General features: G+C 34.0%; 36 protein-coding genes and 1 tRNA gene. 11 read left to right on the top strand and 26 right to left on the bottom strand.

Annotated features, from left to right (window positions below; all coding sequences use genetic code 11):
- Nucleotides 1–129: 129 nt before the first annotated feature.
- From AC4BC5_RS02040 to AC4BC5_RS02005, 8 genes are all read left to right on the top strand, one after another.
- The gene (locus tag AC4BC5_RS02040) at nt 130–447 is read left to right on the top strand and encodes a PTS sugar transporter subunit IIB (protein ID WP_490496517.1); all 318 of its coding nucleotides are present in this window, start codon (nt 130–132) and stop codon (nt 445–447) included.
- A gap of 19 nt (nt 448–466) precedes the next feature.
- Nucleotides 467–784, top strand: coding sequence for a PTS lactose/cellobiose transporter subunit IIA (locus AC4BC5_RS02035; protein WP_490496516.1), 318 nt, complete (start codon nt 467–469; stop codon nt 782–784).
- Nucleotides 785–868: 84 nt separating this feature from the next.
- Complete coding sequence (locus AC4BC5_RS02030; protein WP_490496515.1) at nt 869–2299, top strand: PTS sugar transporter subunit IIC; 1431 nt, start codon at nt 869–871, stop codon at nt 2297–2299.
- A 73-nt stretch (nt 2300–2372) separates the two neighbouring features.
- A complete protein-coding gene (locus AC4BC5_RS02025) occupies nt 2373–2594 on the top strand; it encodes a hypothetical protein (protein WP_490496514.1) in 222 nt (73 codons plus the stop codon).
- 15 nt (nt 2595–2609) lie between these two features.
- Nucleotides 2610–2795, top strand: a complete 186-nt coding sequence (locus AC4BC5_RS02020; RefSeq protein WP_490496513.1) for a DUF3188 domain-containing protein — start codon at nt 2610–2612, stop codon at nt 2793–2795.
- A complete protein-coding gene (locus AC4BC5_RS02015) occupies nt 2795–3208 on the top strand; it encodes a DUF3284 domain-containing protein (protein WP_490496512.1) in 414 nt (137 codons plus the stop codon). Before AC4BC5_RS02020 ends, AC4BC5_RS02015 begins: the two co-directional genes overlap by 1 nt.
- Before the next feature lie 51 nt (nt 3209–3259).
- The gene (locus AC4BC5_RS02010; protein WP_490496511.1) at nt 3260–4411 is read left to right on the top strand and encodes a GNAT family N-acetyltransferase; all 1152 of its coding nucleotides are present in this window, start codon (nt 3260–3262) and stop codon (nt 4409–4411) included.
- 143 nt (nt 4412–4554) lie between these two features.
- Nucleotides 4555–4626 (top strand) — tRNA-Arg (locus AC4BC5_RS02005).
- Nucleotides 4627–4832: 206 nt separating this feature from the next.
- On the opposite strand, the gene AC4BC5_RS02000 is transcribed toward AC4BC5_RS02005, so the two are convergent.
- The 3 genes from AC4BC5_RS02000 to AC4BC5_RS01990 are packed head-to-tail and all read right to left on the bottom strand — an operon-like array spanning nt 4833 to nt 6512.
- On the bottom strand, nt 4833–5735 hold the full coding sequence (locus AC4BC5_RS02000) for a tyrosine-type recombinase/integrase (RefSeq protein WP_490496510.1): 903 nt from the start codon (nt 5733–5735) through the stop codon (nt 4833–4835).
- A 55-nt stretch (nt 5736–5790) separates the two neighbouring features.
- On the bottom strand, nt 5791–6291 hold the full coding sequence (locus tag AC4BC5_RS01995) for a tyrosine-type recombinase/integrase (protein WP_490496509.1): 501 nt from the start codon (nt 6289–6291) through the stop codon (nt 5791–5793).
- A 20-nt stretch (nt 6292–6311) separates the two neighbouring features.
- Nucleotides 6312–6512 (bottom strand): helix-turn-helix domain-containing protein, encoded by a 201-nt coding sequence (locus tag AC4BC5_RS01990; RefSeq protein ID WP_490496507.1) that lies wholly within the window; start codon nt 6510–6512, stop codon nt 6312–6314.
- Between the two features lie 150 nt (nt 6513–6662).
- Here AC4BC5_RS01990 and AC4BC5_RS01985 point away from each other — a divergent pair.
- A protein-coding gene (locus AC4BC5_RS01985) for an IS3 family transposase (protein ID WP_490494800.1) occupies nt 6663–7807 on the top strand; the annotation gives its coding sequence in 2 pieces (ribosomal slippage) (nt 6663–6936 and nt 6936–7807; 1146 coding nt in all).
- Between the two features lie 91 nt (nt 7808–7898).
- Here the strand turns inward: AC4BC5_RS01985 and tcpF are convergent.
- Together tcpF and AC4BC5_RS01975 are read right to left on the bottom strand one after the other, a co-directional pair.
- Nucleotides 7899–10346, bottom strand: a complete 2448-nt coding sequence (gene tcpF / locus AC4BC5_RS01980) for a conjugal transfer ATPase TcpF (protein ID WP_490496506.1) — start codon at nt 10344–10346, stop codon at nt 7899–7901.
- On the bottom strand, nt 10330–10722 hold the full coding sequence (locus AC4BC5_RS01975) for a conjugal transfer protein (protein WP_490496505.1): 393 nt from the start codon (nt 10720–10722) through the stop codon (nt 10330–10332). Before AC4BC5_RS01975 ends, tcpF begins: the two co-directional genes overlap by 17 nt.
- Nucleotides 10723–10771: 49 nt before the next feature.
- Here AC4BC5_RS01975 and AC4BC5_RS01970 point away from each other — a divergent pair, with 49 nt between their 5' ends.
- Nucleotides 10772–10954 (top strand): hypothetical protein, encoded by a 183-nt coding sequence (locus AC4BC5_RS01970; RefSeq protein ID WP_490496504.1) that lies wholly within the window; start codon nt 10772–10774, stop codon nt 10952–10954.
- Between the two features lie 95 nt (nt 10955–11049).
- On the opposite strand, the gene AC4BC5_RS01965 is transcribed toward AC4BC5_RS01970, so the two are convergent.
- The 20 genes from AC4BC5_RS01965 to AC4BC5_RS01870 all read right to left on the bottom strand — a co-directional run bounded on the left by AC4BC5_RS01965 (nt 11050) and on the right by AC4BC5_RS01870 (nt 25036).
- Nucleotides 11050–11709 carry a hypothetical protein gene (locus AC4BC5_RS01965; protein WP_490496503.1) on the bottom strand — a complete coding sequence of 220 codons (660 nt, stop codon included), beginning with the start codon at nt 11707–11709 and terminating at the stop codon, nt 11050–11052.
- A gap of 235 nt (nt 11710–11944) precedes the next feature.
- A complete protein-coding gene (gene istB, locus AC4BC5_RS01960; RefSeq protein WP_490495750.1) occupies nt 11945–12685 on the bottom strand; it encodes an IS21-like element helper ATPase IstB in 741 nt (246 codons plus the stop codon).
- The gene (gene istA, locus AC4BC5_RS01955) at nt 12682–13914 is read right to left on the bottom strand and encodes an IS21 family transposase (RefSeq protein WP_490495749.1); all 1233 of its coding nucleotides are present in this window, start codon (nt 13912–13914) and stop codon (nt 12682–12684) included. Before istA ends, istB begins: the two co-directional genes overlap by 4 nt.
- 79 nt (nt 13915–13993) lie before the next feature.
- Nucleotides 13994–14680: a S1 family peptidase gene (locus AC4BC5_RS01950; RefSeq protein WP_490496502.1), complete on the bottom strand. Its 687-nt coding sequence runs from the start codon at nt 14678–14680 to the stop codon at nt 13994–13996.
- A 128-nt stretch (nt 14681–14808) separates the two neighbouring features.
- On the bottom strand, nt 14809–15309 hold the full coding sequence (locus AC4BC5_RS01945; RefSeq protein WP_490496501.1) for an antirestriction protein ArdA: 501 nt from the start codon (nt 15307–15309) through the stop codon (nt 14809–14811).
- A 12-nt stretch (nt 15310–15321) separates the two neighbouring features.
- A complete protein-coding gene (locus AC4BC5_RS01940) occupies nt 15322–15585 on the bottom strand; it encodes a hypothetical protein (protein ID WP_490496500.1) in 264 nt (87 codons plus the stop codon).
- Between the two features lie 83 nt (nt 15586–15668).
- Complete coding sequence (locus AC4BC5_RS01935; protein ID WP_490496499.1) at nt 15669–16064, bottom strand: SRPBCC domain-containing protein; 396 nt, start codon at nt 16062–16064, stop codon at nt 15669–15671.
- Nucleotides 16065–16119: 55 nt separating this feature from the next.
- Nucleotides 16120–16341 (bottom strand): hypothetical protein, encoded by a 222-nt coding sequence (locus AC4BC5_RS01930; protein WP_086300205.1) that lies wholly within the window; start codon nt 16339–16341, stop codon nt 16120–16122.
- Nucleotides 16342–16354: 13 nt separating this feature from the next.
- The gene (gene mobT, locus AC4BC5_RS01925; RefSeq protein WP_490496498.1) at nt 16355–17560 is read right to left on the bottom strand and encodes a MobT family relaxase; all 1206 of its coding nucleotides are present in this window, start codon (nt 17558–17560) and stop codon (nt 16355–16357) included.
- 432 nt (nt 17561–17992) lie between these two features.
- Nucleotides 17993–18331: a hypothetical protein gene (locus AC4BC5_RS01920; RefSeq protein WP_490496497.1), complete on the bottom strand. Its 339-nt coding sequence runs from the start codon at nt 18329–18331 to the stop codon at nt 17993–17995.
- A 58-nt stretch (nt 18332–18389) separates the two neighbouring features.
- Nucleotides 18390–18704, bottom strand: coding sequence for a hypothetical protein (locus AC4BC5_RS01915; protein ID WP_490496496.1), 315 nt, complete (start codon nt 18702–18704; stop codon nt 18390–18392).
- The gene (locus tag AC4BC5_RS01910; RefSeq protein ID WP_086300202.1) at nt 18688–18972 is read right to left on the bottom strand and encodes a hypothetical protein; all 285 of its coding nucleotides are present in this window, start codon (nt 18970–18972) and stop codon (nt 18688–18690) included. The genes AC4BC5_RS01915 and AC4BC5_RS01910 overlap by 17 nt, the downstream gene beginning before the upstream one ends.
- On the bottom strand, nt 18962–20338 hold the full coding sequence (locus AC4BC5_RS01905) for an FtsK/SpoIIIE domain-containing protein (protein ID WP_490496495.1): 1377 nt from the start codon (nt 20336–20338) through the stop codon (nt 18962–18964). The genes AC4BC5_RS01910 and AC4BC5_RS01905 overlap by 11 nt, the downstream gene beginning before the upstream one ends.
- 3 nt (nt 20339–20341) lie before the next feature.
- Complete coding sequence (locus AC4BC5_RS01900) at nt 20342–20713, bottom strand: YdcP family protein (protein WP_490496494.1); 372 nt, start codon at nt 20711–20713, stop codon at nt 20342–20344.
- A 15-nt stretch (nt 20714–20728) separates the two neighbouring features.
- Entirely contained in the window at nt 20729–21043 is a 315-nt protein-coding gene (locus AC4BC5_RS01895) for a YdcP family protein (RefSeq protein WP_086300199.1), read from the bottom strand.
- Nucleotides 21044–21188: 145 nt separating this feature from the next.
- Nucleotides 21189–21596: an antirestriction protein ArdA gene (locus tag AC4BC5_RS01890; protein ID WP_490496493.1), complete on the bottom strand. Its 408-nt coding sequence runs from the start codon at nt 21594–21596 to the stop codon at nt 21189–21191.
- Nucleotides 21597–21598: 2 nt separating this feature from the next.
- Nucleotides 21599–21826, bottom strand: coding sequence for a hypothetical protein (locus AC4BC5_RS01885; protein ID WP_490496492.1), 228 nt, complete (start codon nt 21824–21826; stop codon nt 21599–21601).
- Nucleotides 21819–22931, bottom strand: a complete 1113-nt coding sequence (locus tag AC4BC5_RS01880; protein ID WP_490496491.1) for a DNA cytosine methyltransferase — start codon at nt 22929–22931, stop codon at nt 21819–21821. Before AC4BC5_RS01880 ends, AC4BC5_RS01885 begins: the two co-directional genes overlap by 8 nt.
- 52 nt (nt 22932–22983) lie before the next feature.
- Nucleotides 22984–24174 (bottom strand): abortive infection system toxin AbiGii family protein, encoded by a 1191-nt coding sequence (locus AC4BC5_RS01875; RefSeq protein ID WP_490496490.1) that lies wholly within the window; start codon nt 24172–24174, stop codon nt 22984–22986.
- A gap of 1 nt (nt 24175) precedes the next feature.
- Nucleotides 24176–25036, bottom strand: coding sequence for an abortive infection system antitoxin AbiGi family protein (locus AC4BC5_RS01870; protein WP_490496489.1), 861 nt, complete (start codon nt 25034–25036; stop codon nt 24176–24178).
- A gap of 202 nt (nt 25037–25238) precedes the next feature.
- Between AC4BC5_RS01870 and AC4BC5_RS01865 the strand changes: the two genes are divergently transcribed.
- Nucleotides 25239–25892: a hypothetical protein gene (locus AC4BC5_RS01865; protein ID WP_490496488.1), complete on the top strand. Its 654-nt coding sequence runs from the start codon at nt 25239–25241 to the stop codon at nt 25890–25892.
- Nucleotides 25893–26352: 460 nt separating this feature from the next.
- Here AC4BC5_RS01865 and AC4BC5_RS01860 read toward each other — a convergent pair whose 3' ends face one another.
- Nucleotides 26353–26844, bottom strand: coding sequence for a gamma carbonic anhydrase family protein (locus tag AC4BC5_RS01860; protein WP_490496487.1), 492 nt, complete (start codon nt 26842–26844; stop codon nt 26353–26355).
- Between the last annotated feature and the right edge of the window lie 54 nt (nt 26845–26898).

Genomic DNA, 26898 nt, shown 5'->3' with positions numbered 1-26898 from the left:
TTTACACACTATATCGATGTTTGTATAGATCAAAAGTTGAGTGTATCAGCTTTTGATCTGTTTTTGTTTTTGGCACACTTTTTGCTTTATAGATAAGTGTAAAGAAAAAAATTAAAGAGGTGAACAGACATGGCAAAAAAAACAATCATGTTAGTATGTTCTGCTGGAATGAGCACTAGTTTATTAGTGACAAAAATGCAAAAAGCAGCAGAAAATAAAGGAATGGATGCAGAAATCTTTGCAGTATCTGCTTCAGATGCAGACAATCATTTGGAATCAAAAAAAGTGGATGTTTTATTATTAGGTCCACAAGTTCGTTTTATGAAAGCACAATTCGAAGAAAAGTTAGCACCAAAGGGTATTCCATTGGATATCATCAACATGGCTGATTACGGCATGATGAATGGTGAAAAGGTATTGGCGCAAGCAGAAACACTAATGAAGTAAGAGATTAGGGGGATATTTTATGGATGAAACAAATTTAGAAGCCATCATGGGATTAATTATGTATGGCGGTAATGCCAAAAGCGATGCAATGGAAGCGATTGCCGCTGCTAAAAAAGGCGATTTTGAATTAGCAGATCAAAAAATCAAAGATGCAGAAGCTTCATTAGTGGAAGCACATCATGCACAAACTGGTTTATTGACAAAGGAAGCGCAAGGTGATCATATGACGGTTACATTACTAACCGTTCATTCGCAAGACCATCTGATGACATCGATTGCCTTTACAGATTTAGCAAAAGAAATTGTTGATTTATATCGTCATGTAGAAACAAAATAATTTCATTTTTTACTATTTTTGAACGGATAGAAAAAAATTAACTGAAACGATATCTATTTATTTGAACTTATAGGAGGAAACAAGATGAACGGATTGACAGCATGGATGGAAAGAACCATCCTACCAGTCGCAGCTAAAATTGGGGGACAAAAACATTTAGTTGCGTTACGTGATGCTTTTATCGGTACTTTACCAGCAACAATGGCTGGTTCTGTGGCTGTAATGATTAACGCAATTATTCGTGATTTACCACCAGCGTTTTGGCCAAGCTATGATGGAAATACAATTCCGGTAGTAAAAGAAATTATTGGTGTAAATGGTTTTGTTTGGAATGGTACCTTAGCAATCGCAGGATTGATTTTTGCTTTTTCATGGGGCTTTAACTTAGCTCGTGCATATGGTGTAAATGATTTAGCCGGTGGGATCGTTTCTTTAGCCGCCTTCATCCAAGGGATTTCATTTGGACCATCAAGTGCAGCAGATCTAGGCGTAAATGTACCAGCAGATGTTGCAAATGCAATTAACAATGCTAATATTGGCGCGACGATTGATGGTAGTACATTAAATGTTGGGTTATGGGGTTGGTTAAAACTTGACCATTTAAATGGGAATGCTTACTTTACAGTTATGATTATTGGTGCATTAGCAACAATTATTTACTGTAAGTTAATGTTAGCAAATATCACAATTAAGCTACCTGATTCAGTGCCACCAGCAGTGTCCAAAGCTTTCTCAGCAATTTTACCAGCATCTATTGCTTTATATATTGTCGCAATTATTAATTTTGTCGTTGGTCAATTATCAGGTGGTCAATTATTAATTGATTTAATCCAAAAATACATTGCCGAACCATTCTTGGGACTATCACAAGGATTTGGTGCAGTTGTATTAGTTCAAATTTTTGTTCAAATTTTCTGGTTCTTTGGAATTCATGGGACAAACGTAATGGCACCTGTTCTAGAAGGAATCTGGGGTCAAGCACAATTAATTAACGTGAATATTTTCCAACAAGGTTATAACGGAAAAACTGGTGCAGAAGCAGTTATCGAAGCGATTGCAGACGGCAAAGCTTATAGCTGGGTACGTGGTTCATTTGATGCTTACACAATGTTTGGTGGATCAGGGGGAACAATCGTCTTACTATTTGCGATTTTCTTCTTCTCAAAACGTGCAGATTATCTAACTGTGGCAAAATTATCAATTGGACCTGGTTTATTCAATATCAACGAACCCGTTATGTTTGGTTTGCCAGTTGTGTTAAATGCAATCATGTTTATTCCATTCATTTTAGCGCCGGTAGTGACAACTGCCATTGGCTACTTCGCAACAATTTTTGGTTTAGTTAATCCAGTGTCACAACAAGTTCCGTGGGTAGTTCCGCCAGTATTGCTATCATTCTTAGCAACTGGAGCTGACTGGAGAGCACCAATTGTTACTATTGTCTGTATGGCAGCAGCCTTCTTAATCTGGATTCCTTTTGTGATTTCAGCAAATAAAATGGAACCTATGGAGTAATAATTGATTTTTTCATCTTTCCCTCCTATGATAAGGAGGGAGAGTTATTTCTATTTAATAAGGAGCGAGACAAATGATTACAATTTCAAGTGCAATGCAACAAGATAAAATTAAAGAGCTATTAACTAATTATACAGGTGACGACTTCACGTACACTTTCAAAGAGAAAAAAGGAATTCAATTAATATTTGATGTGACAGGTGATGCCACAGAGGCTGCTGTAAAAGCCAAGGCATTGATTAAACAGGAGTCTTGGGGTAGTGTTCTTTATTTACAAGTGCTTGCAAACAATTAGAAATGAGTGATTAAAATGGTAAAAAATGGTTTGTTTATATGTAGTATTGGCTTTTTGATTATTCTGTATTCTTTAAACCCAACATCGCTGCAATATGATTTTAGAAGTCTTGCTACAGGTATTTTTCTCGTTGCAGTTGGAGGTTATTTTTTCTTCAAAGGATCAAAAAAGAACAAACAAGAAGATGAGGTGAAGAAATAATGGAAGTTGTCAAAAAACTAACTATTCCAGCACCGGTTTTCTTCAATAAAATTATCGATTCAGTCTTATATGATATTGATAGTGCTACAGGAAGAAAACTTAGTGTGAAACAATTGGATCAATTTGAATATATTAAAGAATTTTCTAAATTAAATCGTGCTAAGATTAAAATTGAAAAAATTGTACCAAACAAAGCATACCATTTTCGCACATCAACAACTAGAAATGATTTTTATGTGAAGTATGATATTACGCCACTTGATGAGCATACTTGTGAAGTCCGTTATCAAGAAAAAATGGAATCATTTGGTACAATGCAAAAAATGAATGACATGCTTTTTGGAATTCTCTTAGGTTTTTTCAAAAAACGTCAATTTAAACGTATGCTCACCATGATAGAAGAGTCATGTTAAAGGGTCTGTCTACACAGACTCTTTTTTAATTATTAATTAGGAGGAGAAGCTATGCAAGAAGCCGCAAAAGCAGAAGCAATCTATCAACTTGCTCATTATGCGTTTCAGTTTAATCAAAGTGATACCTACAAAAATCGTTTAAATTATATCGTGGAACATTCCAAGCACTATGGTTCTTATGACGGTGAGCAATTAGCCAGCCAAGTTATTGTGACACCGTTAAAAGTTCAGTTTTTTAATCAAGCGTTTGATATGGCCGGTGTAGGATTTGTTTCTTCAGACCCAAGTTATCGTGGCGAAGGACGTATCGATCAGTTAATGATGGCTATTTTAAATGATTGTAAAAAAAATAAGACGCTATTCTCTTATCTTGCACCATTTTCATACCCTTTTTATCGACGTTACGGGTACGAATTAATTTTCGAACGAATTGCTTATGATGTACCTAGTCGTGAGTGGCCAGATAGTAGACGTGTGCCAGGGAAAATTCGTCGACAAACATGGGAACAATCCAAAATTGCTATTAAAGAAGTATATGAAGCATCCAATCGAAATAAGCACGGCGGTTTGCAACGTGAAGCATGGTGGTATGAATATAAGTTTTCTATTCAACGTCCATACTATTTTGCTGTGTATTACAATGAGAGTGATGAAGCAGAAGGTTACTTAATTTACCAAATTCTAAATGGAAAATTTTATTGCGCAGAATGGGAAGTTTTAAGTGGAAATGCGTATCATGCATTGAATCGCTACATTGCTACACATAAAGACTCGGTTAGTGAAATTCGCTATGAACAGGGTTATAATAAAAATAGTGCGTTTTTCTTACAAGAAAAACCTCTTGCAAAGGCAACGATTCGACCAGAAATGATGGTACGAATTGTTGATATAGAAGTATTTTTAACAGTTTATCCATTTGATAACTTACAAGAGGCATTTGCGATTGAGATTTTAGAGGATAACTATGCTTCATGGAATGAAGGAATTTTTGAAATTCATCCACAAGAAACTATTAATAAAGTAGTGAAAACCAAACTACCTACGTTAACAATTTCTGTACAACATTTTACACAGCTCTTTTTAGGGTATCAAAAATTACAAGAATTAGTATTTTTCAATTGCGTAACAGTCGATAAAGAACTAATTCCCATAATAGAAGCCATTTTACCCACAGATGTTCCTGTTTTAGAGGATTATTTCTAATAAATAATTTTATCGCTAACCTTGCGTTTTTTTTAGGTTAGCGATAAAATGGTAACAGACTTTTTGCAAGTCGTCCTCTTAGTTAAATGGATATAACAAGGTCCTCCTAAGTTCTTGTTGCAACAAAAACCTAAATAAATATTGTCTCCTTAGTAAAACGGATATTACGCGACCCTCCTAAGGTTGAATTGTAGGTTCGATTCCTACAGGAGACGTTGCTGAAACCTTTTTATATCAATGGTTTCAGCTTTTTTATTTGGATCGTAAATCTAAAAATTTTTTAGGATTAAGATTACAGTTCGTAATAAAAGTAGATGAATTTCTTGCTAACACTTTTTGAAAAAGCAATTGAAAATAGAAAACTTTGTCGAATTTGCTAACACTTTTTGTTAGCAAATAGTGATTATATAGAACAAGGACCTTAGCTAGCAGCTTGTTTTAGAAGTAGTTTCTTCATTTCTGGGGTTAAAGATTTAAGTAATTGTAGTAATTGTTCGTCTGTTTCAGAGGTGGCATTTATCTCATTAGCTAACGTTTTTTCTTCTAGAGAATCTGTGCGTAGTTTTTGATAAAATTCTTTGTCTAATTTCTGAGCATTTAATCGACGATCTTCATCTACAATCTCTGAATAGACATCAGTGACCATTTCAGCTTCTGTATGACCAGTATCTCCTTGAACTGACTTTATATCACCGTTTGTCATTTTTAACTTATATTTTGTGCTTAAATGTCGTAAGCTATGAAAATCAATTTTTTCTATATTGTTTACTTCACACAATATTCGAAGTCGATCTCGAATAAGCTGACTTTCTACGGGATTTCCATTGTCTAAAGCAAATACTAGATTATAATCCTTGTATGCACTACCTAAGAATTCTTTTAACTCTTGTTGAGAGTTCTTAAATTCAGCCAATAGTTTAGCTAAAGTTTGAGGAATCCAAACTGTTCGAATACTAGATTCAGTTTTAGGTTTTTTTAGAACTAAGCGTGTTGTACAATGAGGCTTGTGAGCAGGGAAGATAAAAATAATATCTTTCTCTTTTAATTTTTGCATAGCAGAAAGATTTATTCTCGCCAATTCTTTAGTTACTGAAAGTCGAGCAGTATTGTTTTGAATTGCTTCATCATCAATCACTAAATCATCCCAAGTCAATCCAGTAATTTCACCAATTCTTAAAGAACAAGAAAACCCAATGTGCATAGATAGTAGTAATAAATCATCTTCTACTAATTTCAGTGCTTTTATGAAAGTTTCGATAGACCAAACTTTTCTTTTCCCCTTATTTATTTTAGGTAAAGTAGCAAGAGAGGCTGGATTTCTCATTTTAGAATCCAAATATTCCCAACGAATGGCTTGATTTAAAGAACACCTGATAACGTCATGGATTTTTTTTTATAGTAGTAGGTTGAAGGCATCTACCACTAGGTTTTCTATTTGCTTTAGGAACTTCTGGAACACTTAATAAGCTATGATAATACTGAGTTAATTTTTTTGTTGTAAGGTCAGTTAATTTGCAATCACCTATATATGGAATAATATAGTTATTGATTTCAGCAGTTTTAGAACTAAAAGTTGAAACAGACCATTTAGATGTGCCATACAGATTGACAAACACATCCAAAAATTCTCCAAAAGTGATATCATCTTCTTTTTCTTCAAGAGTTTGCTTTAATAATTCTTCTTTATCAATAATTATTTCTTGCTCGTTAGGAACGAGAACATAACCATGTGTTTTTTGATAATATTCAATGAACGCTTTACGTGCTTGAGCTTCTTTTTTACTTTTTAATGTATCCCATTTTTGTTTTCTTTCGTTATTGTCATTAACATACCAATAAACAACAGCAAAATTTGATTTTCTGGTTACAATTGATGCCATAATAATCTCTCCTTAAATGATTATGGATTTAACCATTTATCGAAAGATGATTTAGATACTCTTATCAATCTACCTACTTTAATTGAATGAAATACATTTCTTTTGATTAAAGTATAAGTAGCTTTTTTACTGATATTTAAAATAGTGGCAATTTCATCTACTGTGTAAGTTTTTTTGTCTGAATTTGTCATACCAATAGCATTTTCCTCATCAGCGATCATACAAATACAAACTCCCTTCTTTCAGAATGAAGAAGTAAAACACTATTACTAACAACTATATTATTGAACTGACCCAAAATAATAAGACACAATAAAAAAGCACTTTCTGTTGAATTCAATTAAAATGAATTTAACAGGAGGTGTTTTTTGATGGGAACAAGAGTGGCATATCCAATTGAAGTAAAAAATAAGGTGATTGAATTAAAATTATCCGGAATGACAACTAAAGAAATTATGACAGAATTAAATATTAAAAATAAAACACAAGTTGAAACATGGTGGCGTTGGTATAGAAAGGGAGAAACACATAGGTTTCTTCAACCAGTTGGCAAACAATATAGTTTTAACAAAGGACCTGAATATGTATCTGAAATAGAACGATTAAAAGTTGAGAATAGATTTTTAACTCAGCAGTTAGATATCCTAAAAAAGTACAACGAATTGGAAAGGATGTGGAACCCAAAATATTTATAGATTTAGTTTCTAGTATGAAAGGAAAAATGACCGTTACTGAGTTATGTGGTTTATTCAAAATACCTCGTTCTACTTACTATGGCTGGCTTAAAAATAAAAAAATTAGACAATTAACAGATTTAGAATTAGATATACAACAATTATGTTTAGAAAATAAGTATAGATATGGTTATAGAAAAATTACTGCCCTATTAAATAGAAAAAGAAAAGTGAGTAAAAATACTGTTCAACGTATCATGCAAAAATATAACTGGAATTGTAAAGTGAAAGTTAAAAAACGTAAAAAAATGGGACAACCTTTTAAGGTTGTTGAAAACAAACTAAATCGTCAATTTAATTCTAATGAACGATTCCAAAAGCTAGTTACAGATATTACGTATCTACCTTTTGGAAGAAAGCAACTTTATTTGTCTTCTATCATGGATTTGTATAATGGTGAAATCATTGCTTACAATATTGGTGAAAAACAAGATATTAATTTTGTTCTTAAAACTTTAGAACAACTTCCAGAAGTAACCGATTGTTTACTGCATAGTGATCAGGGATCGGTGTACACCTCATATCGTTATCAAGAAGAAGTACAAAGAAAAAGCATTACCATGAGCATGTCCCGAAAAGGGACACCCTCAGATAATGCTTGCATCGAATCGTTTCATGCCTCTCTAAAGTCTGAAACGTTCTATTTAGATAGGCTCAATAATGAACCTACATCTATTGTAATACAGACAGTTATAGATTACATTAATTACTATAATAAAATTCGAATTCAACAAAAATTAGGCTATAAATCTCCGATAGAATATCGTAAATCTATAGCCTAGTATATGCTTTTTTGTTTGTGTCTTAATTTATAGGGTCAGTCCCAAATGACTAACAACATCTTTTTTAATTTTGGTTTCAATCGGATACACCTCACTTTTCTTGATGAACTGGGGGACGGGTATCAAAGGCATGAAACAAATCTTCAAAGACTGGATGAATTTGAATCGTGCCAACACGTCCATACAAATCTTGGATTAAGCATTGACCATTTTCTAGTTCTCTTAACCGCTTTTGATTGTCCTCATCGTCAGGATCAACACCAAAAAAGGCTAAGGTCTTTTTGATTTCTTGACTATCTGTCGAACGAAAAGCAAACTTTAAGCCAATATTGTTTTTCAATTTTTCATCGATTAAATCATCCGCATTCTGCGTGACAAAATAAACACCCGCATTCATCGAGCGACCTGCACGAACCAAACGATTCGACAAAGTTTTTCCTTGTGCCACTTGTAGGAAAGACCAAGCTTCATCTAAATCAACAATTTTAAATTTGGTTCGATCAGAATGGATGAAATCCAAAGCAAAAGTCGAAATGACAATTAACATAGCCACACTCAATAATTCAAGGGTGGTATAATCTGAAAAATTTGATTGGGCATCAGGTAGGACCAAATCCGCTACTTGAATAATGTTCAATTGTTTCTCTAAACTAATCGAGTTTTCCGTTGACCCATCACTGAATAGTAAATGGGCAAAATCATAATCCGTAAAGCTTTCAATGTGATCCGCAATCGAATGAGATAATGGGTTGTTATCTTCTCGTAATTCATCAATAACTAACCACAAGCCACGCACTTCTTTTTGTGTCACTGACCGAATCGCTTTTCGTAAAAGTGGGAAACGTTCGCCATCTCGACTAGATATACCTGTTAAGAAAGTCAAAATATCAATCGCTAAGCTTTCCGCGTCTTTCTTACGCTTCATGAGAACATAGGGGTCAAGTAAGCCTTGATTTTTCTCTTCACTCGTTAGATTCACAATATTAATTTCATCGGCAATTTCTGGCAATGTTTCTTTCCAATAACCACGTTCCGCTTTTGGATCGACAATCAACGCTTGTGCGCCAAATAAAACCGAGTAATAAACCAGCAAGTTATTAGAGAACGATTTTCCACCACCTAAAGAACCAAGAAAAGCCGAAGTAAGCGCATTGGTGACCGACCCTTTGACGCCTTGACTTGCTAGACTCGGTTTGAGATACACATCCTTACCTGTCTCTAAATTGTAGCCAATATAAATCCCATCTGTTTCTCCTAACATTTGAGAGGCACCAAAACCTAAACCTGCCAGAAAATCAGAAGTCACATACTGCACATAATCATTGATGTATCGTTTGCTAGAAGGAAGAAATTCATAGTGTAACCCCAACATATCACCAAAGGGACGGATTAATTTAATGCTCCAATCATCATAAAAATCTTTAATCTCATTGCAGCGACGTTTTAATTCTTCATAAGAAGAAGCCGCTACTCGAATCACATAGCTCAATTTGTACATGGCTTCTTTTGTCTGGTCCAGTTCGGCTTCTAACTCATTGACATCTTCTAAGGCTTCCAAGACATTGTTTCCTGTTTCGTTGTCACTATTCCATGCGTGGTCATCCAAATCTTTGAGTTCTTTTTTCTTATTCCGAACAGTAGACAAGGCTTTTTTATTGGCAACAATTTCAATGTTCATGTTAGTGTCAATCGGGAAGTCGAATTGTTGTTGCTGGTAATAAAAAATCTCATTAGAAGGGAAATCCAATTCGCCAACAATCGAATCAATCGTAAAATACGCAACATATGACGTCGTTTCTTCATTTTGGATTTTTAAATAGCGTTGATTTTCTTCAATCAAGGAACGAGTCGGTTTCAATAAGTCATATCGTTTCACAAGTGTTTGATGTTTCAATTTTTTGAGAGGGAGAGGGAATTCATATTCCTCAAAAGAACTTGTTTCTTTGCCATACAGATGTTCAATTAAATAGCCAAAATCATTTTTATCTAAGGGCCTGATATGGAAACGACGTTCGATCTTTGCTTGTAAGAGGTCAGCCATTTTTGTGTAACGATGGACTTCATCTTGTGGCATCGCGACAAAATCACCCATCAATTTTTGATTCACTTCTCGAAAAAAGGTAGTGAGCGTGTTCTTGGCAGTCGTTCGTAAATTTTTTAAGGTCACTTCTTGTTCATTGACCAGTAATTTAAAGCCAATAAAAAAGCGATAGTCCACTTGATTGTCACAAATCATGTTTACTAACGCTTCGGTTTGTTCATCGATCCGTTGAAAAGCAATATCTTTCAACCGACCAGTGACCATTTCTTTACTTTTTTCTTGAATGGAACGAATGGATCGTTCGGTACTAATTTGCAAGGCATGGATTTTCCCTTCGCGGTTTTGCGCAATTAGTTGACGAAAATTCGTATGCACTTGTAGTTTCTGTTCAGGTGTCAAAAAGGAATAGTTATAGGGCAACAATTCATAATAGGCAAAACATTCACCATCATGGTTGAACACGAGGTTATTCTCAATATATTTAATCGGATAATTCAATGTATTCACTCCTTACAATTGTAACAGGTTCATTCATTTTTACTTTTTTAAATGTGACTGTTTTTCCAGCGTAGGTCACTTTGGAATGAAAGAAATAAGTAATCATTGTTTGAATAAAACGATAAGGTTTCTTTCCATCAAACGTCTTTTGACTCATGAACCAAGTCAAGCCAACAGGAATTCCGACATACTTTAATAAAGCTCCTTCAATCAACGAAAGAGGGGGAACATCTCCTAATAACATCACTGTAAATAAGCTACAAACAAGCCAAGCCATTTGACTAAAGGTAATAGGAAAGGGGAGTTTAAAGTCATTAATAGCATAGATGACTTTTTCAACAGACCAAATACTGGTATAGCTTTTTAGCTTTTTCATGTTTTTAATCTCCTTTATAGGTATAATAGATAAAAAAAGAGGTGATTATATGTCATGGACAGATAAATATATTCAAAAGGGAAATGCTAGTGTAAATAAAAAAGATAAACAATTTGATAAAACAAAACAAGTACGCAACGATGAAAAAGATTTACAAAGAAAAACAATTAAATATGATGAAACTAATTCTGATTTTGATATTCTTTTTAAACAAATTCCAAAAGAAAAATAAGAATTGATAAAAAACTAAATTTACTTTTTTATAATGTAAATTTAAAAATCTTATGAAGTCAATATACATCATTGATTTCATAAGATTTTTTCTTTTTATGGGAGTTTTTGTTTAACTTCTTCTTTAAATACATGGAAAATCAGTTTTTTTTCAAAGTCTACATAAACTTGATATTTCCCAATATTTTTTTCTTCTGCGGTTTGATACATTTTAACTGCTTCATTAGGTGAAAAATTTTCGTATATTTCAATTTTATTGTTGAACTTCATGTCAAAATAATCAAATTGATTATCTTCAACAATAGAATCTGCAGAACCTGATATTATATGATTACCCTCAAAATCAAAAATAGATAATCTAGTTCCTTGCGGATGATCAAACACACCTTTATAGATTGAAAGGTTATCTATTTTACCAAAGCCTGCTTTTTCTCTCGCTAGGTTTAACCACATAAAATAAATAGAAACAACGAAAGGAAGAATAAAAGGTAAAATAAAAGTAGAAAATACAAATAGCACGAGAGATATTACTATAACATTACTAAAAAAACTATCTTGGGGTGATTTTTCAAGTATTAAGAGCCCTACAAAACAGTTTAAAAATGATAATAAATTTAAAATTACTTTGTTCTCATCGGAACGATTTTTTTTAATATTTATTATATTTAATCTGTATAGAGCGAGATAAGAAAAATAACCCGGTAATGAGGTACCTAATATTTTTATAAGTAAATCAATCACATCTTTGATATGCATAGGTTCCTCCAAAATATTAATCTGGTAATAAAGACTCGAAAGCAGTTAACTGATTAGATTTGATAGTAATACCCAAACCTATTGGTAATCTACTATTTATACCTGTATTTAATGGAATATTGTTTTCAATCATTTGACCTTCTAAATTTTGAATGTCAAGGGCAATTTAAAATTGTAGGTTTTCGGCAAAATAAAAATGTAGGTTTTGGGCAGTAAAATAGTTGGCGACTACCCGTTAAAAATTATCTTTCATTCGATAGGACTTGCCTGTTATTTTGAACACTTTTACATGATGAACTAAGCGGTCAAGAATAGCTGCCGCAATCTCTGGACTTTGGAATAACTCTCCCCATCGAGACAAAGCAATATTGGTTGTCACTATCGTTGAATGCTGTTCATAACGCATGGCAAGAAGTTGGAAAAGAAGATCTGCTTCCTGTTTCTGAATAGGCAAATAACCAATCTCGTCAATAATTAAGACCTCATAACGCGCATAACGATTGAGCACACGTTGTAACGTTCCTTTCTCATAGGCGGCATGTAAGCGTAGAAGCAGCTCATGACACGTAATAAATAAGGTTCGATATCCTTGGTGACAGGCTTCTATTCCCAAAGCAATCGTCAAATGTGTTTTCCCTACACCTGGACTACCAATAAACACAAGATTTTCATGTTTCTCCACAAAGCCCATGTGTTTTAAATCGAGAATTTCTCGTTTATTGATGCTTGGCTGAAAAGAAAAATCAAATTCTTCTAGACTCGTTCGCTTAGGAAAACGTGCACGAGTGACGACACGGTTCATCTTTTGTTTCTGTTGGTGGATGGCTTCTTGCCGGGTTAATTCGAGAAGAGCTTCCGTTAAAGAAAGCTCTTCTCGATTGGCTACCTCAATATAATTAGGAACATATTCACGCATTCGGTGTAAACCTAATTGTTCGAGATGATGCATTAACTCTTGATAATGACTTGTTTTCATTCGGGAACCTCCAGCTGATCATATTGTTTTAAACTTTCTCTCGTATACGCTCGAATATCATCGTCCTCTTTATGACTCATGACATCTGATTTCAAGATTTGAAAGTAATCTTCCTCATGGTAGTTCAGTGATTGTTCGGTTAGCGGATGCACACGAATCATTTCTCCGTTATAATAGATGTGTACCTGATCTTCTTTATCGGAGAGCTCGATCTCAACTTTCTTCCCGATATATCGAGGATCTACAGAGTATCTGCGTTTGCGGAAAATAATCATGGCTTCCTTGGTGACTTTACGGGTAATAGAGTCTTCAAAATAGGAATTCAAAAGATTTTCTGGCAATTCTCGCAGGTGCTCTTTTTCATTTTCTAACCAACGTTCATCCGGTGTTTCGTCTGTTGCCTGAGAAATTTCGCTATTTAGTTCGGCACAGAAGTCATCGATTAAGTGGATCAGTTCAACGGCATCGTAGAACTCATGATTATAGACGCGTAAGCGTTCCATCGTTCGAGCTAATGCTTCTACACAGCCTTTTGTTTGAGGACGAAAAGGTCGACAAGCAAGGGGGTTAAATCCAGCGTCTTTACTAAAAGCATAGAATCGTTCGTTGAACTGTGCTTTGGAAAATTGACTACGAGAGTGGTCAATCACTGTGCGCATGTTGTCAAACCAAATTTCCTTTGGGACACCTCCTGTGTGATAGAACGCGTCATCCAGACATTCAAAAAGCGTGTCTTGTTTACGATCAAAGGTGAGGGTAATGAATTTTTTCTTCGAGTAAGGAAGGACATACAAAAAGAGATTGAATTCAAAAACCTCCCCTTGATTACTCACCATTCGCATATTTTCCTTCCAGTCTACCTGAGCCGAGAGACCCGGGGTATGTTCCACACGAATGGTCGCTTTCTGTACTTTTTCTTGTTTGAATATTCGACAGTAGGTTTTTACCAAACTGTAACTGCCATCAAAACCTTTCCGTTCAATAAATTTAAAGATACTATATGCACTACATTGATCTTTCAGTTTTTCTTGAATTAGTTCTTTGTAGGGATCTAGTTTACTTGATCGTTTCTTTCGTTCGACCGTTTTTTTCCCTTTTTCTTTCGCTTCTTCATAGGCGGTCTTCACTGTACGATAATCGCACTCATATTGTTTTGCGAGTGCCGCATAATTAGGTTTCATTTCATTGATCACGTAGATCATCACTCCTTCACGTATGTCTTTTCTCATCTCAAACCTCCAGCTATTTTGGGATAAGAAAAGCATACAAAAAATGTAGGAAAACCGACAATTTTAAATTGCCCTTTTCCTACATTTTAAACCTGCCGTTGACATTTTGAATTAACACAGCGCTATTAATTCCTAAAAATAAAACTCGTGGGGACATATTAAATGCACCCAAATTATCTGCATAGCCAGTCCTATTATAAATTATAACTGGCGAGCCACTTGATCCTGCATAAATAGATGAATCTGTTAAGAATATTGGTTCACCGTTATAATCTAACTTATAATCTGATGCAGTGATTCCTTTCCTAACAATAGGTCTATTATTTACTTCGTCCATGAATCCATTGGGATATCCAATTACTAGAATTTCTTCCACTGCAGATAGGGTTTGTAATTGCTCCTCATTTGGTATATGGAGTTCTTCTAAAAAGTAGTTTCCAATAGCATATCCTGCATCTAAAAGCATTTGGAAAATTCCTGTACATGGTAAAATTGCTAAGTCAATATTGGGATCGGGGTGATATATAACATTTCCAATAAGGTTAGTTATATTCACTGGGAAAAATTCATCAACTTCTTCCTTTTTAACAGTCATTGTTAATTCGACATTATTAGATTTTTCGAACACATGTCTATTGGTAACAATGACTGGTTTAAAAGTTGTACCATCATTACGCATTTTGTAAAAGAATCCAGTGCCAATACCTGTATCAGTAGTTAATTTCACTGTTGTTTTAGTTAATTGTTCAGCTACATCAGAATGCATATTATAAAAATCTCCTTAAAGTTTATTTGATACTTAATTATACTAGAAAATAAATTATATTTCTTACTATTTAATCAAAAATAAAACTTGTATTTAATTATTTATAGACGATATTTTAAATTTATTATCTAATTTAAGTATTCAAATACACCGCTACTAGTTACCAAAAAACTTCCTTCCAGTTCCATATCTCTCCCAAGTGCTTGATAGTCAATATAGTTTTGAAGGTTGGAAGGGACTTCGCCAAGTTGTCCTGTTTCTTCGACATAGTAAGCAGCTACATCTTCCATCGAATCACAATCTGAATAACAGATAATGTCATCTTTGTGTTCAATTAAATCTTCTAAACTCGAAAACCACGTATTTTGAATTTCTCGTAACTCTTTGAATAGTGGCGTATCCTCAATTTCTTCAATCAAAGCACACAAACGATTTATTTCAGTGATAGGGGTATATTCGTCAATTTCAAAAGGTAATTCAGAATCATGAATAGCGTATTCTTCATATTGTTCATTCAATCCAATTTTTTCTTTGACTTCTTCCATATCAATAGGAGGATGAAACCAAGCACCAACTAATTCACCTTTATTATATCTGCCTAAGTTTGAAATATAGACTTGCATATCCATTTCAATTCCTCCTTACATATAATAAAAATCTGTAAATACCAACTGGATTTCATTTGGAATGTCTTCATTTACGACTAAATCAAAAACAGTATAAGATGAGTATTCTGGATTGCTATTGAAATGAATGACAACGGAGTGAAGAGTTTCTTCATAGATATCTGTTGCCTTTTCGATCGCTAACTGACAAATTTCATCACCGATTCGTAAAGGAATACCTGTCTGTAATAGTTCTTCATCGAAAGAATCTCGATTGGCAATAGTAGTGACTTTTATCATTGAATAGCCTTCTTTCTTTAGTAAGTAAAAAAGCAGTCAACTTTTAGAAGTCAACTGCTTAAAAATGTATTTAAAATAAGAAATCAAGTAAAGGGAAGTTTATTGTGTTCTAAAAGAGCTTTTAAATTAGCTAAAGATTCATCATAACCAGGAGTATTTGTAGATATTTTCGTACCATCATTTTGTTTTTCTAAAATAAAAGAAATGACATCATTTTGAGATGCCGAAGAAAAAGAAAATTCTTTATATGGAATGACTTCTTCAATTAATAACTCCATAGGAAGCTCCTCAGTTAATCGATTATGAGGATTTGGCTTTAGTATAAATACCATCTTTTCGCCTTTTTTTAAATTTGGAATTTTCCAAGGAGAACCAGGAGCGTACCATGTTGTAAGTGATTGTTCATTGGTTAGGGCAGACCAAACATTTTCGATGGATTTCTTAATCAGGACGGAACTATTTATATTTTCATTGCTCATGACGTATCTCTCCTTTATAACTTAATAGCTATAGTTTACCACGAATCTAGATTTATCAAGCACCAATAATACGATTGAAGAGATTCAATAATACATCTTTTACACCCATTGCGTTAAAGACTAAACCTACCGCAATCAAAGCAACAATCAAGAATCCAATCAGTTTAGAAAACTCTCGTTTAAAGCCTAAATACACACCAATCACGACAATTGCTAATAACACCAATGATTCCGCATTCGACAAGAACCAGTTGTACAAATTTTGTCCAAAGTTCATAGCACATTCTCCTTTATTTGATAATACCTTCCTCTACAGGAAGGGTTTGTTGTTGTAAAATCTTTTTCTGACGATCTGATAATTCCGCATAATCAATCATGTTTTGAATGACACTCGTTTGATTGAGTTTGTCGATTTTCATAGCTAGCTTTAATGTTGGAATGACTTGTCGAGCTAACCAGTTCAAAGTACGGTCAAAAGAATAGGGTTCAGGTTCCGAAGTTAATCGCAGTTTCCGTTGATTTTCGCCGAGGAAAAACGCCCAATCGGCATTGATTTTCCATTGGCTGCGACGTTTGTTTGGGTCTTTGTCGACAAAGCGAATGTAACGATTGATAATGGAGAAGGTTGTGTCACCAACATTGCCATTGTTTAATAAATCAATCACCGCATGTAACGCACGCTCATTTTTCAAACGGATCTCAAAACGGTTCTTCACTGGATTTTCTTCTAGGGGAATGCCAAGTTTGACATACTGTTCATAGTCTTTTTGATAAATACAAAAATAGACTTCTGACTTTAAAGAACCAATATAAAGCGTATCGCCCATATCAGCTTTTTCATGTTGGCGAACCAATTCGCCTGAACGATAATTCTTAAAGTTACGAAAGACCGAAATACATTCTTCGTTCTGGCATTTACGAGTAAGTTCTGGAATGTTTAGTAAACCAACTTTATCATTGATAGCTAAATCTAAGCGTTTATAGACACCATCTACAGAAAAGACATCTAAGAAAAAGTCATACCACGTTCTTCGTTGTGCCAGTAAGAAGTGTTCAAATTGCCGACAGCCTCTGCCTTTCATTTCTACGAGCACACCTTTTTCAATATCATGAGACACCATGACGGCAATATCACCAAAGATATATTGTTCTTCATAGGAGTAAAAAGCATATTCCTCATGCAACATGTACTTCATTTTTAGTTTTAAGATATTCTCAATCACTCCTTCTGGATTAGTGGTTGGAAATCGAATCCGCACATAATCGAATAACATTTCTAGTGGTAATTCTGGATTGAAACGTTCAAGCATATCATCTAATTCTGAAAGTAAATCACTGGAAGGAATCATTTTTTCTGTTTCAATTTCACTTAGATATTGTCGAGAGATTCCCACAGCAGTGGCTAATTTGTTTTGCGAAACACCATAGGTTTTCCGCCGTTCTTTTAGTTCTACTATTCGTTGTTTGAGGTTTGTCACAATCAATCCTCCTGTCATTTATTGAATAAACAAAAAAGATGTCAACTATTCATAAAAAGTTGACACCTTGCAAAGTGAGACAAAGACTGTTACATCAAAGTTTCTAATCCTTTGTTGCTTATTCTATTTGTATTTCTACCCCCCTGTTAGAATGGGGGGGTAATCAAGGTGGGCGTGGCAAGCCACACCCACCAGGCTAGAAAAAGCCATGACTTATGCGTTGCCGTCATGACTTTTTCCGCCTGTGTTAAGTGATTACTTTTATTCTCTCTATTAGTAGAGAGTAAAACAATCGATTATCTTTCTTTTATACATTCGACTACGAATACTCTTCGCTCATGTTTCCCCTCGAAAGGGTATAAATTATCAGTCACAAGCGCCTTCGATAATTCACACCCTTTCTACGGGATAGTATTAAAAACTATTTCCTATCTTTTTATGTTCTTGCGGTTATCGATTCATAAAATATAAAATAAGAATACCAATAGGCGCAATCAACACACTAAAGAAGTAAATCAACAAAATTTTGATTACTCCCCAAATCAACGCAAAGAAACCACTCGTGATCCACACATTATTGCCCATCAAAAGAGAGACAGCCGAATCGTAAACAAACATGGCAAATGGATAGAGGATAAAATTTAATCCTAGGAAAATATAAAAAGAAGTTGGGGCAGTGCCAGGACTTGTCAAATAGAAAAACGCAGTGACAACGCCGCTAAAGATATACTGACGAATCAAATAAACCGGATACAAACTGGTAAAAACAGTACGGACAAAGTGAGACATGCCATCCCCTCCAATCTTGTTATAGTTACTATATCGCAGTTTGCTAAAAATTTCCGCTTTAATCATAATCGAAACCAATATAGAGAATGACTGGTGGGATAGTCTCATTCTCATAATGAGTGACTTGAAAATGAAAAATCACTGAAAAGCCACTCGCAGCCGTTTTTTCAGGAAAAATCATATGAAACTCTGATTCATTTGTTAAAATTTCAAAAAAGCCAGTGATCTCACTTTCTTTGTCTGGATGATACGTAGGGATAATCTCATTTTCAAAATCAGACAAGTATTGATCATAACCAACAATCTGTTCAATGAATTTGTAGTGATCAGATATTTTCAATGGTTTCATATCCTTTCTATTGTCTATAACCATCGACACCTTCTGAAATCAAATCATTATAAAGTGATTCAATTTGTAGACGAACAAGGGAAGAAGAGGTTTGTTCCATACCCGATTGCAATGTAGTGAGAATCACATTAAACGGAACACCATCTGTAATGCCACCTTCTTCGATTGGTACTAGCCCCATAATGCCATTTTTACTGACATCAAAAGCTAATTGACGAAATCGACTACTAATTTCTTCCTCGTCACTTCTACCAATTTCATGAAGACGATAAATACACGTATCAAAGTCCATTTTCTGAATCCTCCGTTTCTTTTTTTGTTTTTGAATGATACAAATGACCAATCGTTTCTAAAAAATCATGGCCTTTAGGAACAAGTGGCGTGTAGAATTCACTAATGACATTGGTACCAACGTCCACATAGCCACGACCTCTAATTTGTTTCAAAAAGAAATCTTTATCAACATCCCCGAACATCATGGAATACCCAAGCTCACTCATACGCCCAAGTGCTACACGAAAATTAAACTGATCTCGAATCCCATCTTGCAAATATTTTGCGTCGGGACGCTGACAAGCGAGGATAATGAAGAAACCCGCTTGCCGGCCTAACATGACGATTTGTTTTAACTTATTCATAACTGCCATATTTTCTTTGGCCGTCAACATTTCCATATAAGCGACATATTCATCAAAGATAAGGAAGTTTGGTTCTAAACCTAGATAAGCGTAATTTTCGCCTGTTTTATAGTTAGGCATTTTCTTCATATCAATACTACGAGCCATCATGCGATCATAAAAATCATCGATACATTCAGATATTGCTTCTTTCTTGTAATAAACATTTTCCATAACCGTCTCTAAGTCCGCTAAATCGGCATTCTTCGGATCCAGAATAAACAGCTTGGCATTGGTGCGAAGTAACGATTCAATAATCGTTAGAATGAAATAGGTTTTCCCACCACCAGTTCCACCAGCGATTAACATGTGGGGGAGGGAATCGAATGCCCAAACTAAATTTTTCATCAATTGCATAGAACCATCTTTCACAGAAACCTCTTCGATTGTCATACGATTGGCAATCGTATCATAAAGTAGGGTGTATTCTACAAAGGAATCTTTGAGTTCTTTATCGACTAGCTCACAGTACAAACCTGATTCCAATTTCTTCTCTAATCGCAACAGTTGATCTTGGTATTTTCCCAAAGTAATCTCAACAGTAATGACAATCAGACCGTTGTTCATTCGATAATAGAACTTAGGAAAGTAACTAATCTTCTCTTTCTTTTTAGATGGTGAATCTTCAAAGAGTTGAAATTCTTCGACTTGTTTGGTTTCTAACCACCCATTCTCTAAAATCATTCGAGCCAGTTTTTGACGATGGGTTAAACTCTTGTAGTAATCAAATCCATATCGATACAGTAAATAGAGGAGAACACCAATAGAAAGAAGTGAGAAAACGAGTGATAGGCTGCCATATGGACTGAAAAAGTGTTGTTTCAATTCCTCTATTTGCCAAGTAGTTCGACTGAAAAAAGCCAAATGAAAGGGAAGTAAAGCAAGTAACCAACCAACTAGAATAGATACGAAGAAAAACTGAAAGACCAAGTTTTTATCACTTGGTCTGATTCGTTTTCCTTTTCTTTGTAAGAGTTTCATAGATTAATCCTGTTTGTTTTTTTGATCAATCTTTGGTGCTGATGTCGGTTTGTTTTTCAAAACTAAATCATCTGCTTTAATGTACCAGTCGACATCAGCCCCACGAAAGGTCGCATTGGCTACGGTGTCTGCGATGGGATTGATTAATTCCACTTCGGCATTGTAATCAAATTCTCGTAATGGAATAGACGCGGGAATACTTACTTGGATCATTCGTCCTTGTTCATGTGACTTCAAGTCATAAGTTCGTTCCTTCACTTCGGTTGATACGGTGCCATCTTCATTGTTTAGAAAAACTTCCCGACGTAATGCAGAAAACTTCAATCGTCCAAATGTTTTTTCTTTGTCGATAATAATTCCTTGTGCTAATCTCATGTGTGTTTTCCTCCTTTAGGCTTTGACCATATCATCTGCATGTAAAATGTAATTCGTAAATCCACGTTCGCCAATCTTATAGCCTTCTGCGACAATGCGTGGGTTGACTAATTGAACCGATTCTTCAAACTCAAAGAACTTTTCTCCGGCAGTGTGAGGCAAAATGACCTCAATATCATCTGCCCGTTGCACATCTGAATATAAGTTGTAGCTACGAGAAACAGTGGTGAGACGACCATTGACGCGTCGTTGTTCGACGTTTCCTTCACCCGCAAATTCTAAATGTCCAAACGTGTCTTTCATAATCGGTACTACGTATTTTAATTCCATTGTTTTTCCTCTTTTCATTCAAAATTTTGTGTTGAAATAAGTTTAAACATCGTTAATCCTTGGTGGAGAACGTGAGGTGTTCCTCATTGAAACACTTCCTTTCCAAACAAAAAAGCAATTCAACTATGGAATTAGTCAAACTGCTTTAAATGGTAAAATAGGTGCCATCTGATAACTCAAACGTATCCTCTAAAAACGATGGATCTTTCGGTTTTTCTTCTAAATGTGTTAGAAGATTTAATCGCTTTAAGCCATCAACAAGAGACTCAAACACACCCATTTCAATCAATTCATCCAAATATGGAAATAGGTCGTAATGATTGTTTTCTTTGATTAAGAGAGCTAAACGATTGAGTGTCAGAATATCTCGATCATCTGTTAATCGAAAAGGGGCTTCCCAATCTTCAATTTCATAACTTTCATTTATTTCTAATTGTAGTTTCTCGTGTAATTCTTCCAAAGAAACAGGTAAGGTGAACCAAGAGCCGATAATTAAACCGTCATACTCAAATCGACTAAGGTTTGTGACATATATCTTGATGGTAGTATCCATTGTCATCCCTCCATATATAAATTCCGAATTGCTTGAATTTGACTTTTAACAATAATTAACCGATTTTCAATCTCCATTAATTGTTCTGATATGATTTGTCGTCCTTTTGGCTCACGGCCATTGATATGTTGAGTGAATTGAAACATATGGTAAGAACTAGTTAACTGATTCATTGCGTTATTGCAAAGAATTTGTTGTGCAGTTTTTAAACTTTCATGATCTCTAATCATTGGTTACTCCTTTTTGATAGACTTTTGCGACATTCGATAAAATATATTCAGCACATGGAACTACAATTGAATTACCTAAAGCTTTATATCTAGCTGAATCACTGATTAATTGATTATCTATACCATACTGGGTCCAATTTTCAGGTAATCCCATAAGCCGTTCACATTCAAGTGGTGTTAGTTTACGAACAAATCCTTCTGTTTCAAATCCTTCGTGCCAATAAGCAAAGATATCAACCGTGCCAGCTAGTAAGGTGGGAAAAGGGTCAGTTGGTTGTCCAAAACTGGAGATGAACCCTTTGGCATTTTTTTCTTTTGCATACGTACGCATTCGGCGCTCTTGGAAGGGATAGAGGAGTAGGCGCCTCCCTGTTTCAGTAATAAAACTTCGATTGTTTTTGGTGGCCGACAACCGGTTTTGGTCGCAAGTGTTAGAATTCGCGAGCATTCCTTTGGTGTCAAATAGTATTTCTCTGGCACGGAAGTCTCTAAAATCTGCGACGAGAAAGATTCTTCGACGTCGTTGGGGAACACCCCAATATTGACTGTCGAAGACTCGCCAGCACACATCAACGTTTCTCCCTCGCACCATACCGGCGTTTGTCCACTGACGAGAGGGAGGAATTGGAACTTCGGTTTGAACGAAGGCTTCCAAGACGGCCTTAAAATCCATCCGGTCATTTGATGAAAAAGCTCCCATGACGTTTTCCCAAATAGCGAGAGTTGGATACTTTCCATTGGTCTTTTCCCTCATTTCTTCAATAATTCTGATGGCTTCATAAAATAAATTGGACTTCTTGCCAGCTAATCCTTCACGATTTCCGATGGTAGAAAGGTTCTGACAAGGTGATCCAAAAGTAACAATATCAACGGGTGGAATTTCTCCACCATGTAATTGGGTTAAATCTCCTAAATGCAGCATAGTTGGAAATTGTTTTTTAGTGATACTGATTGGTGATTTTTCGATTTCGCTTGCCCAAAGTGGTATGATGTCATTTCTGTGAGCCGCTAAAGGAAAGACACCGATACCGTCAAATAGACTACCTAATGTTAAATTTGTTATTGTTATCAACTCCTTTGAACATAAAAAAAAGACACTTCTCAAGTGAAGTATCTTTTTTTTATTGATATTTGAACTTAAATATTAAAAAAATTGTTTAAATAGAATCAACGTCAATAAATGCAGCTTCTTTTAAACGAATTATTATTTCATTCATATCTGTTTCAGAAGGTACTGTATGCATTAATTTTCTGTATGCAATCTGATCGTCATTAATATTAAAAATAATAGATTCTCCTTCGTGCAAGATAGGATTGTTTTCAGAAGAATATGAGGAATTTTTGAAAACAAATTGTTCAGTTAAATCTAAAGATTGACCTAGTAGGATAATTTTTTCTTTAGTATAACCTATCATTGCAAAATTGACGTCTGGTGATAAATCTAAAGGAAAAGAAAAATCAGAATTAATTACCATTTTATAATTTTTGATTTTATTAGTATCGAAGTAATATTTGTCTTCAATAAATGAGTGATACATTCTCTTTAAATTAATTACATCCAGATAAGTTATATCATTATTTATATCGAACTCGCCATTAAATAAATCTTTAATCTCATAAAGATTTAGATAGAAATCTAACATTTGATTTATTTCTATTTGAATATCTGTAGTGAATATCTCAAAATCATTACCAAATAAATTAATATTTCCAGTAGCGTAGTCTCTTAGCATTTGTCTATTATTATATATGTCAGCCAAGTTATTAGCTTTCAGAAAATTATAATTCATTGAAATATCAATTTTTTCTAAATCTTCGTGAAAAGTTAATTTAATATGAATAATGTTTTCGTCAGAAGATTCAAATATTACTTTTGTTAAACTAGGGTAAGGCATTTGTTGAATAGAGAACTGGTATTTATTTCCATTCATTTGAATAGGTAAGTCAACTGGTGGTTCAAATGGTTGAGGAACTATAAAATACTTATCATATTCATGTTTTATTTCCTTACTAAAGCCAACAATTAACTGATTTATAGTAATAGGCTGTTGATTTGCTCTGATATCAGTTGGAGTAATTTCTAATTCACGCTGTGCTCTATAAATCAGTTTATGAAAATCAGTAGCATCTCTTAATTTGATGTGTTTAAGATCATCTGGTATAGTGACCGTTATTCTAAATTTTAACTGTCCATCTTTTTTATCAGGAATCAATTGATATTGAGACTCTCCTATATACTCATAATGAAAACCATTTGGGGCATTGAAATTAATATATTTTTGCCAAGCTTTTGGACCAATTGCTAATTCTTTTTCATTTTCTTCTGTAAATGCATCTCTGAATCCCATTTTACCAATCCCTCGCAATCTGTTCATAAATAACAATTTTACTAGCTAAAATCATCGCCGTATCAAAATCGGCTTTAAATGTTTCTTTAATGACATGTATCACTTTATCCCTATCATCATAAGTATCAACAAAAATATAATTAATAGCTTCTGGAATTAGTTTTAAATGAGTCGATTCTTCAATGGTTAAAGCGCTAGACATTTTTTGTAAAATATTAGGTGTCATCTTATTAGGCATAGTAGCATCGTTTATAAAATCTTGCATTTGTACTTTAGACATATCGGGTAAATAACGCCACTCACGTTCGTCATGAAAATTTTTTAATATCTCTTTTCCATCCATTTGCATTGTTCCAGTTAGGGGTTTGGATAGACGAATTTGATGTAACATATAATCAAAAAAATCATCATCTAAATCTAAGTCGGTGTATAAAATATCCAATCCTTTATTTAGCAAACGACTCATTTCTAATGTAGTCAATGAATCTCTATTTAAATAAGTAATAGGTTGAAAACCCTTCTGTTCACACCATCTTTTATTAAGGCCAATTCCATATTTTCCATAACCGATACTTCCCGTCAAACTATCTTTTTCAACATGAAAAGGAAGTTTATGCAAATGGATATCACAAAAACATAGCATAGGAAAAGCTACGTTCAGCATACGTTGTTTACCATATTTTAAATGTAAATATTCAATATCTTCGGTTACATAGCGTGGATACATAGTCATATTTTCAATGTTTTTAATTAAGTAATCAATGTTTCTCATAAAATTAAACAGTGTGTTAGCACTTTGTCTATAATAAGTATTAGAATGATGATAACCAATATTTAAAGTTGTATCCATTTCTTCAGTCAATAGATGATTCCTCCTTAATTGAAGCGTTATCAGATACCTTATTATATAATATACAATTCTATTTTTGTTATTTACTTGATAATTTTTAATACTCAAAGTTTAAACTTTTTATAGATATTGATTTTGTTATAGAGCAGTATTAAAGTAATTTTAGTTAGAATATTATTTTTATATAGTAGAAAATAGAAAGAAGGAATATATTTTGCTTACTAAAAGATATTTTTCAAGAAAAGGAGATTTGAAGGCAGGATTGGTCTACTTAGATTTAACTATCTCTAGTTGTATATATTTATTGATTCTTTATTTCTTTAAGGGAAATGAAATAATTCAATTAGTTTTTGAGTTAATATGGTATATTTCTATATTCTGTATAATGATTGTTCCTATGTTGATGGAACTTATGTCGGAAACTAGAAAAATGAATGTATTGCTGAACCATAAAGTATTTGGTTTTCAATTTGAAGAAAAAGAATATCCAGAATCACTCATTAGGAGTTTATTTAATGGATATTACGATAGTCCTAATAAAAAGTATTTATCAAAAATTTCTAAAATTTTATCAGATTATCAAGACGATGAACTTGATCAAACTCTTTGGGAGTTGCAATATCATTTAGGAAAAGAAAAATTTAGTTTAACAATTTTTAACTTGTTTATTACTTGTCTAACTATCTTGGGTATAAAAGAAATTGCTTACAATTACCTGTTTGATAGCATTAGTAACCTTATAGCTTGGTCGGTAGTTAGTCTTTTTTTTATATTTATGTTCGCTTATTATATGCAAGTCAAAAATAAAAAAAGGAATTTTTTGACTTTGTTGGAAAGCATGGTTTTAAATGAAAAGAAAAAACGTTGATAGCACTGTACTAAAAAAGTCTTAGTTAATTTAAAATTTGTAGTCAATAAAAATTAATATGCTTCTATCAATCACTAGGTAAGTATAACAAAAAACGTTTCTATAATTTTTATGTAGAAACGTTTTAAAAATATGGTATCTATATTTAAAGTTAAAAAAGAGTATCATATACATTTTCGGCAAAAAAGTTAAATCTAATAATTTTTTTCTTGCTAACACTAGCTAACAGTTTGCTAACACTTTTTAGTAATTTAGAGTAGGTAATAAGTCATTAGCATCCAAATGGAACTAGAGCTTTTGTTGATTTATAAGGTGTTAGACGGTATTATAGACAAAGACAGAATATAGGGTTCTACAAGATAAAGAGAACTCCTAAGACTTAGTTGCTGGTTCGATTCCGGCAGGGGACGTTAAAAAACTTTCCTCTTTTTCGATGAATTCGATAAAGAGGAAAGCATTTTTATGATTCAGTTATTTCTATATATTTACCTTCCAAATATTCTTGCCCCAATTGACAATAATGGTCAGCATTTTTTTGGTTAGCTTTGATTTCTTCAGGTGTTAAGGAACGGATGACTTTTGCAGGTCGGCCAAATGCTAAAACATTTGGAGGAATAACAGTACCTTGAGTAACTAAAGAACCGGCGCCAATCATACTATTTTCTCCAATAATTGCGTGGTTTAAAATAATAGAACTCATACCAATTAATGCCCCTGATGATATTTTACAACCATGAAGCATACATTGATGTCCCACGGTGACATTGTTACCAATTTCTACTGAAGCGTCATGATCGATATGAATGATTGTACCATCTTGAATATTTGTACGATTTCCAATCGTAATGGAATTGCCATCGCCGCGAATGACGCTATTAAACCAAACAGTCACTTCTGTTCCTAATGTGACATCGCCAATCACAGTTGCATTTTTTGCAATAAAATTTTTCATTTTTTGACCCCTTTCAGTTCGCTATACTTACTGTCAGTATAGCATAAAGTTAAC

Source organism: Enterococcus sp. AMC2644 (genome assembly GCF_058216475.1).
The sequence above is the reverse complement of the archived record's forward strand: the minus strand, read 5'-3'. Positions and strand labels throughout refer to the sequence as shown.

Excerpts from the sequence above, each read along its gene's own strand:
- AC4BC5_RS01975 (WP_490496505.1), bottom strand. The coding sequence starts at position 10,722 with ATGAAAAAGCTAAAAAGCTATACCAGTATTTGGTCTGTTGAAAAAGTC.
- istA (WP_490495749.1), bottom strand. The coding sequence starts at position 13,914 with ATGAGAAAAGACATACGTGAAGGAGTGATGATCTACGTGATCAATGAA.
- AC4BC5_RS01915 (WP_490496496.1), bottom strand. The coding sequence starts at position 18,704 with ATGGTTATAGACAATAGAAAGGATATGAAACCATTGAAAATATCTGAT.
- mobT (WP_490496498.1), bottom strand. The coding sequence starts at position 17,560 with ATGACAGGAGGATTGATTGTGACAAACCTCAAACAACGAATAGTAGAA.
- AC4BC5_RS01950 (WP_490496502.1), bottom strand. The coding sequence starts at position 14,680 with ATGCATTCTGATGTAGCTGAACAATTAACTAAAACAACAGTGAAATTA.
- AC4BC5_RS01965 (WP_490496503.1), bottom strand. The coding sequence starts at position 11,709 with ATGCATATCAAAGATGTGATTGATTTACTTATAAAAATATTAGGTACC.
- AC4BC5_RS01885 (WP_490496492.1), bottom strand. The coding sequence starts at position 21,826 with ATGATTAGAGATCATGAAAGTTTAAAAACTGCACAACAAATTCTTTGC.
- AC4BC5_RS01930 (WP_086300205.1), bottom strand. The coding sequence starts at position 16,341 with ATGAACTTTGGACAAAATTTGTACAACTGGTTCTTGTCGAATGCGGAA.
- AC4BC5_RS02040 (WP_490496517.1), top strand. The coding sequence starts at position 130 with ATGGCAAAAAAAACAATCATGTTAGTATGTTCTGCTGGAATGAGCACT.
- AC4BC5_RS01875 (WP_490496490.1), bottom strand. The coding sequence starts at position 24,174 with ATGGGATTCAGAGATGCATTTACAGAAGAAAATGAAAAAGAATTAGCA.
- AC4BC5_RS02020 (WP_490496513.1), top strand. The coding sequence starts at position 2,610 with ATGGTAAAAAATGGTTTGTTTATATGTAGTATTGGCTTTTTGATTATT.
- AC4BC5_RS01995 (WP_490496509.1), bottom strand. The coding sequence starts at position 6,291 with ATGGCATCAATTGTAACCAGAAAATCAAATTTTGCTGTTGTTTATTGG.
- AC4BC5_RS01935 (WP_490496499.1), bottom strand. The coding sequence starts at position 16,064 with ATGAGCAATGAAAATATAAATAGTTCCGTCCTGATTAAGAAATCCATC.
- AC4BC5_RS02025 (WP_490496514.1), top strand. The coding sequence starts at position 2,373 with ATGATTACAATTTCAAGTGCAATGCAACAAGATAAAATTAAAGAGCTA.
- AC4BC5_RS01860 (WP_490496487.1), bottom strand. The coding sequence starts at position 26,844 with ATGAAAAATTTTATTGCAAAAAATGCAACTGTGATTGGCGATGTCACA.
- AC4BC5_RS02035 (WP_490496516.1), top strand. The coding sequence starts at position 467 with ATGGATGAAACAAATTTAGAAGCCATCATGGGATTAATTATGTATGGC.
- AC4BC5_RS01990 (WP_490496507.1), bottom strand. The coding sequence starts at position 6,512 with ATGATCGCTGATGAGGAAAATGCTATTGGTATGACAAATTCAGACAAA.
- AC4BC5_RS02010 (WP_490496511.1), top strand. The coding sequence starts at position 3,260 with ATGCAAGAAGCCGCAAAAGCAGAAGCAATCTATCAACTTGCTCATTAT.
- AC4BC5_RS01895 (WP_086300199.1), bottom strand. The coding sequence starts at position 21,043 with ATGGAATTAAAATACGTAGTACCGATTATGAAAGACACGTTTGGACAT.
- AC4BC5_RS01945 (WP_490496501.1), bottom strand. The coding sequence starts at position 15,309 with ATGGATATGCAAGTCTATATTTCAAACTTAGGCAGATATAATAAAGGT.
- AC4BC5_RS01940 (WP_490496500.1), bottom strand. The coding sequence starts at position 15,585 with ATGATAAAAGTCACTACTATTGCCAATCGAGATTCTTTCGATGAAGAA.
- AC4BC5_RS01970 (WP_490496504.1), top strand. The coding sequence starts at position 10,772 with ATGTCATGGACAGATAAATATATTCAAAAGGGAAATGCTAGTGTAAAT.
- AC4BC5_RS01920 (WP_490496497.1), bottom strand. The coding sequence starts at position 18,331 with ATGTCTCACTTTGTCCGTACTGTTTTTACCAGTTTGTATCCGGTTTAT.
- AC4BC5_RS01890 (WP_490496493.1), bottom strand. The coding sequence starts at position 21,596 with ATGGATACTACCATCAAGATATATGTCACAAACCTTAGTCGATTTGAG.
- AC4BC5_RS01905 (WP_490496495.1), bottom strand. The coding sequence starts at position 20,338 with ATGAAACTCTTACAAAGAAAAGGAAAACGAATCAGACCAAGTGATAAA.
- AC4BC5_RS02000 (WP_490496510.1), bottom strand. The coding sequence starts at position 5,735 with ATGAGAAATCCAGCCTCTCTTGCTACTTTACCTAAAATAAATAAGGGG.
- AC4BC5_RS01910 (WP_086300202.1), bottom strand. The coding sequence starts at position 18,972 with ATGGACTTTGATACGTGTATTTATCGTCTTCATGAAATTGGTAGAAGT.
- AC4BC5_RS01900 (WP_490496494.1), bottom strand. The coding sequence starts at position 20,713 with ATGAGATTAGCACAAGGAATTATTATCGACAAAGAAAAAACATTTGGA.
- istB (WP_490495750.1), bottom strand. The coding sequence starts at position 12,685 with ATGAAAACAAGTCATTATCAAGAGTTAATGCATCATCTCGAACAATTA.
- AC4BC5_RS02030 (WP_490496515.1), top strand. The coding sequence starts at position 869 with ATGAACGGATTGACAGCATGGATGGAAAGAACCATCCTACCAGTCGCA.
- AC4BC5_RS02015 (WP_490496512.1), top strand. The coding sequence starts at position 2,795 with ATGGAAGTTGTCAAAAAACTAACTATTCCAGCACCGGTTTTCTTCAAT.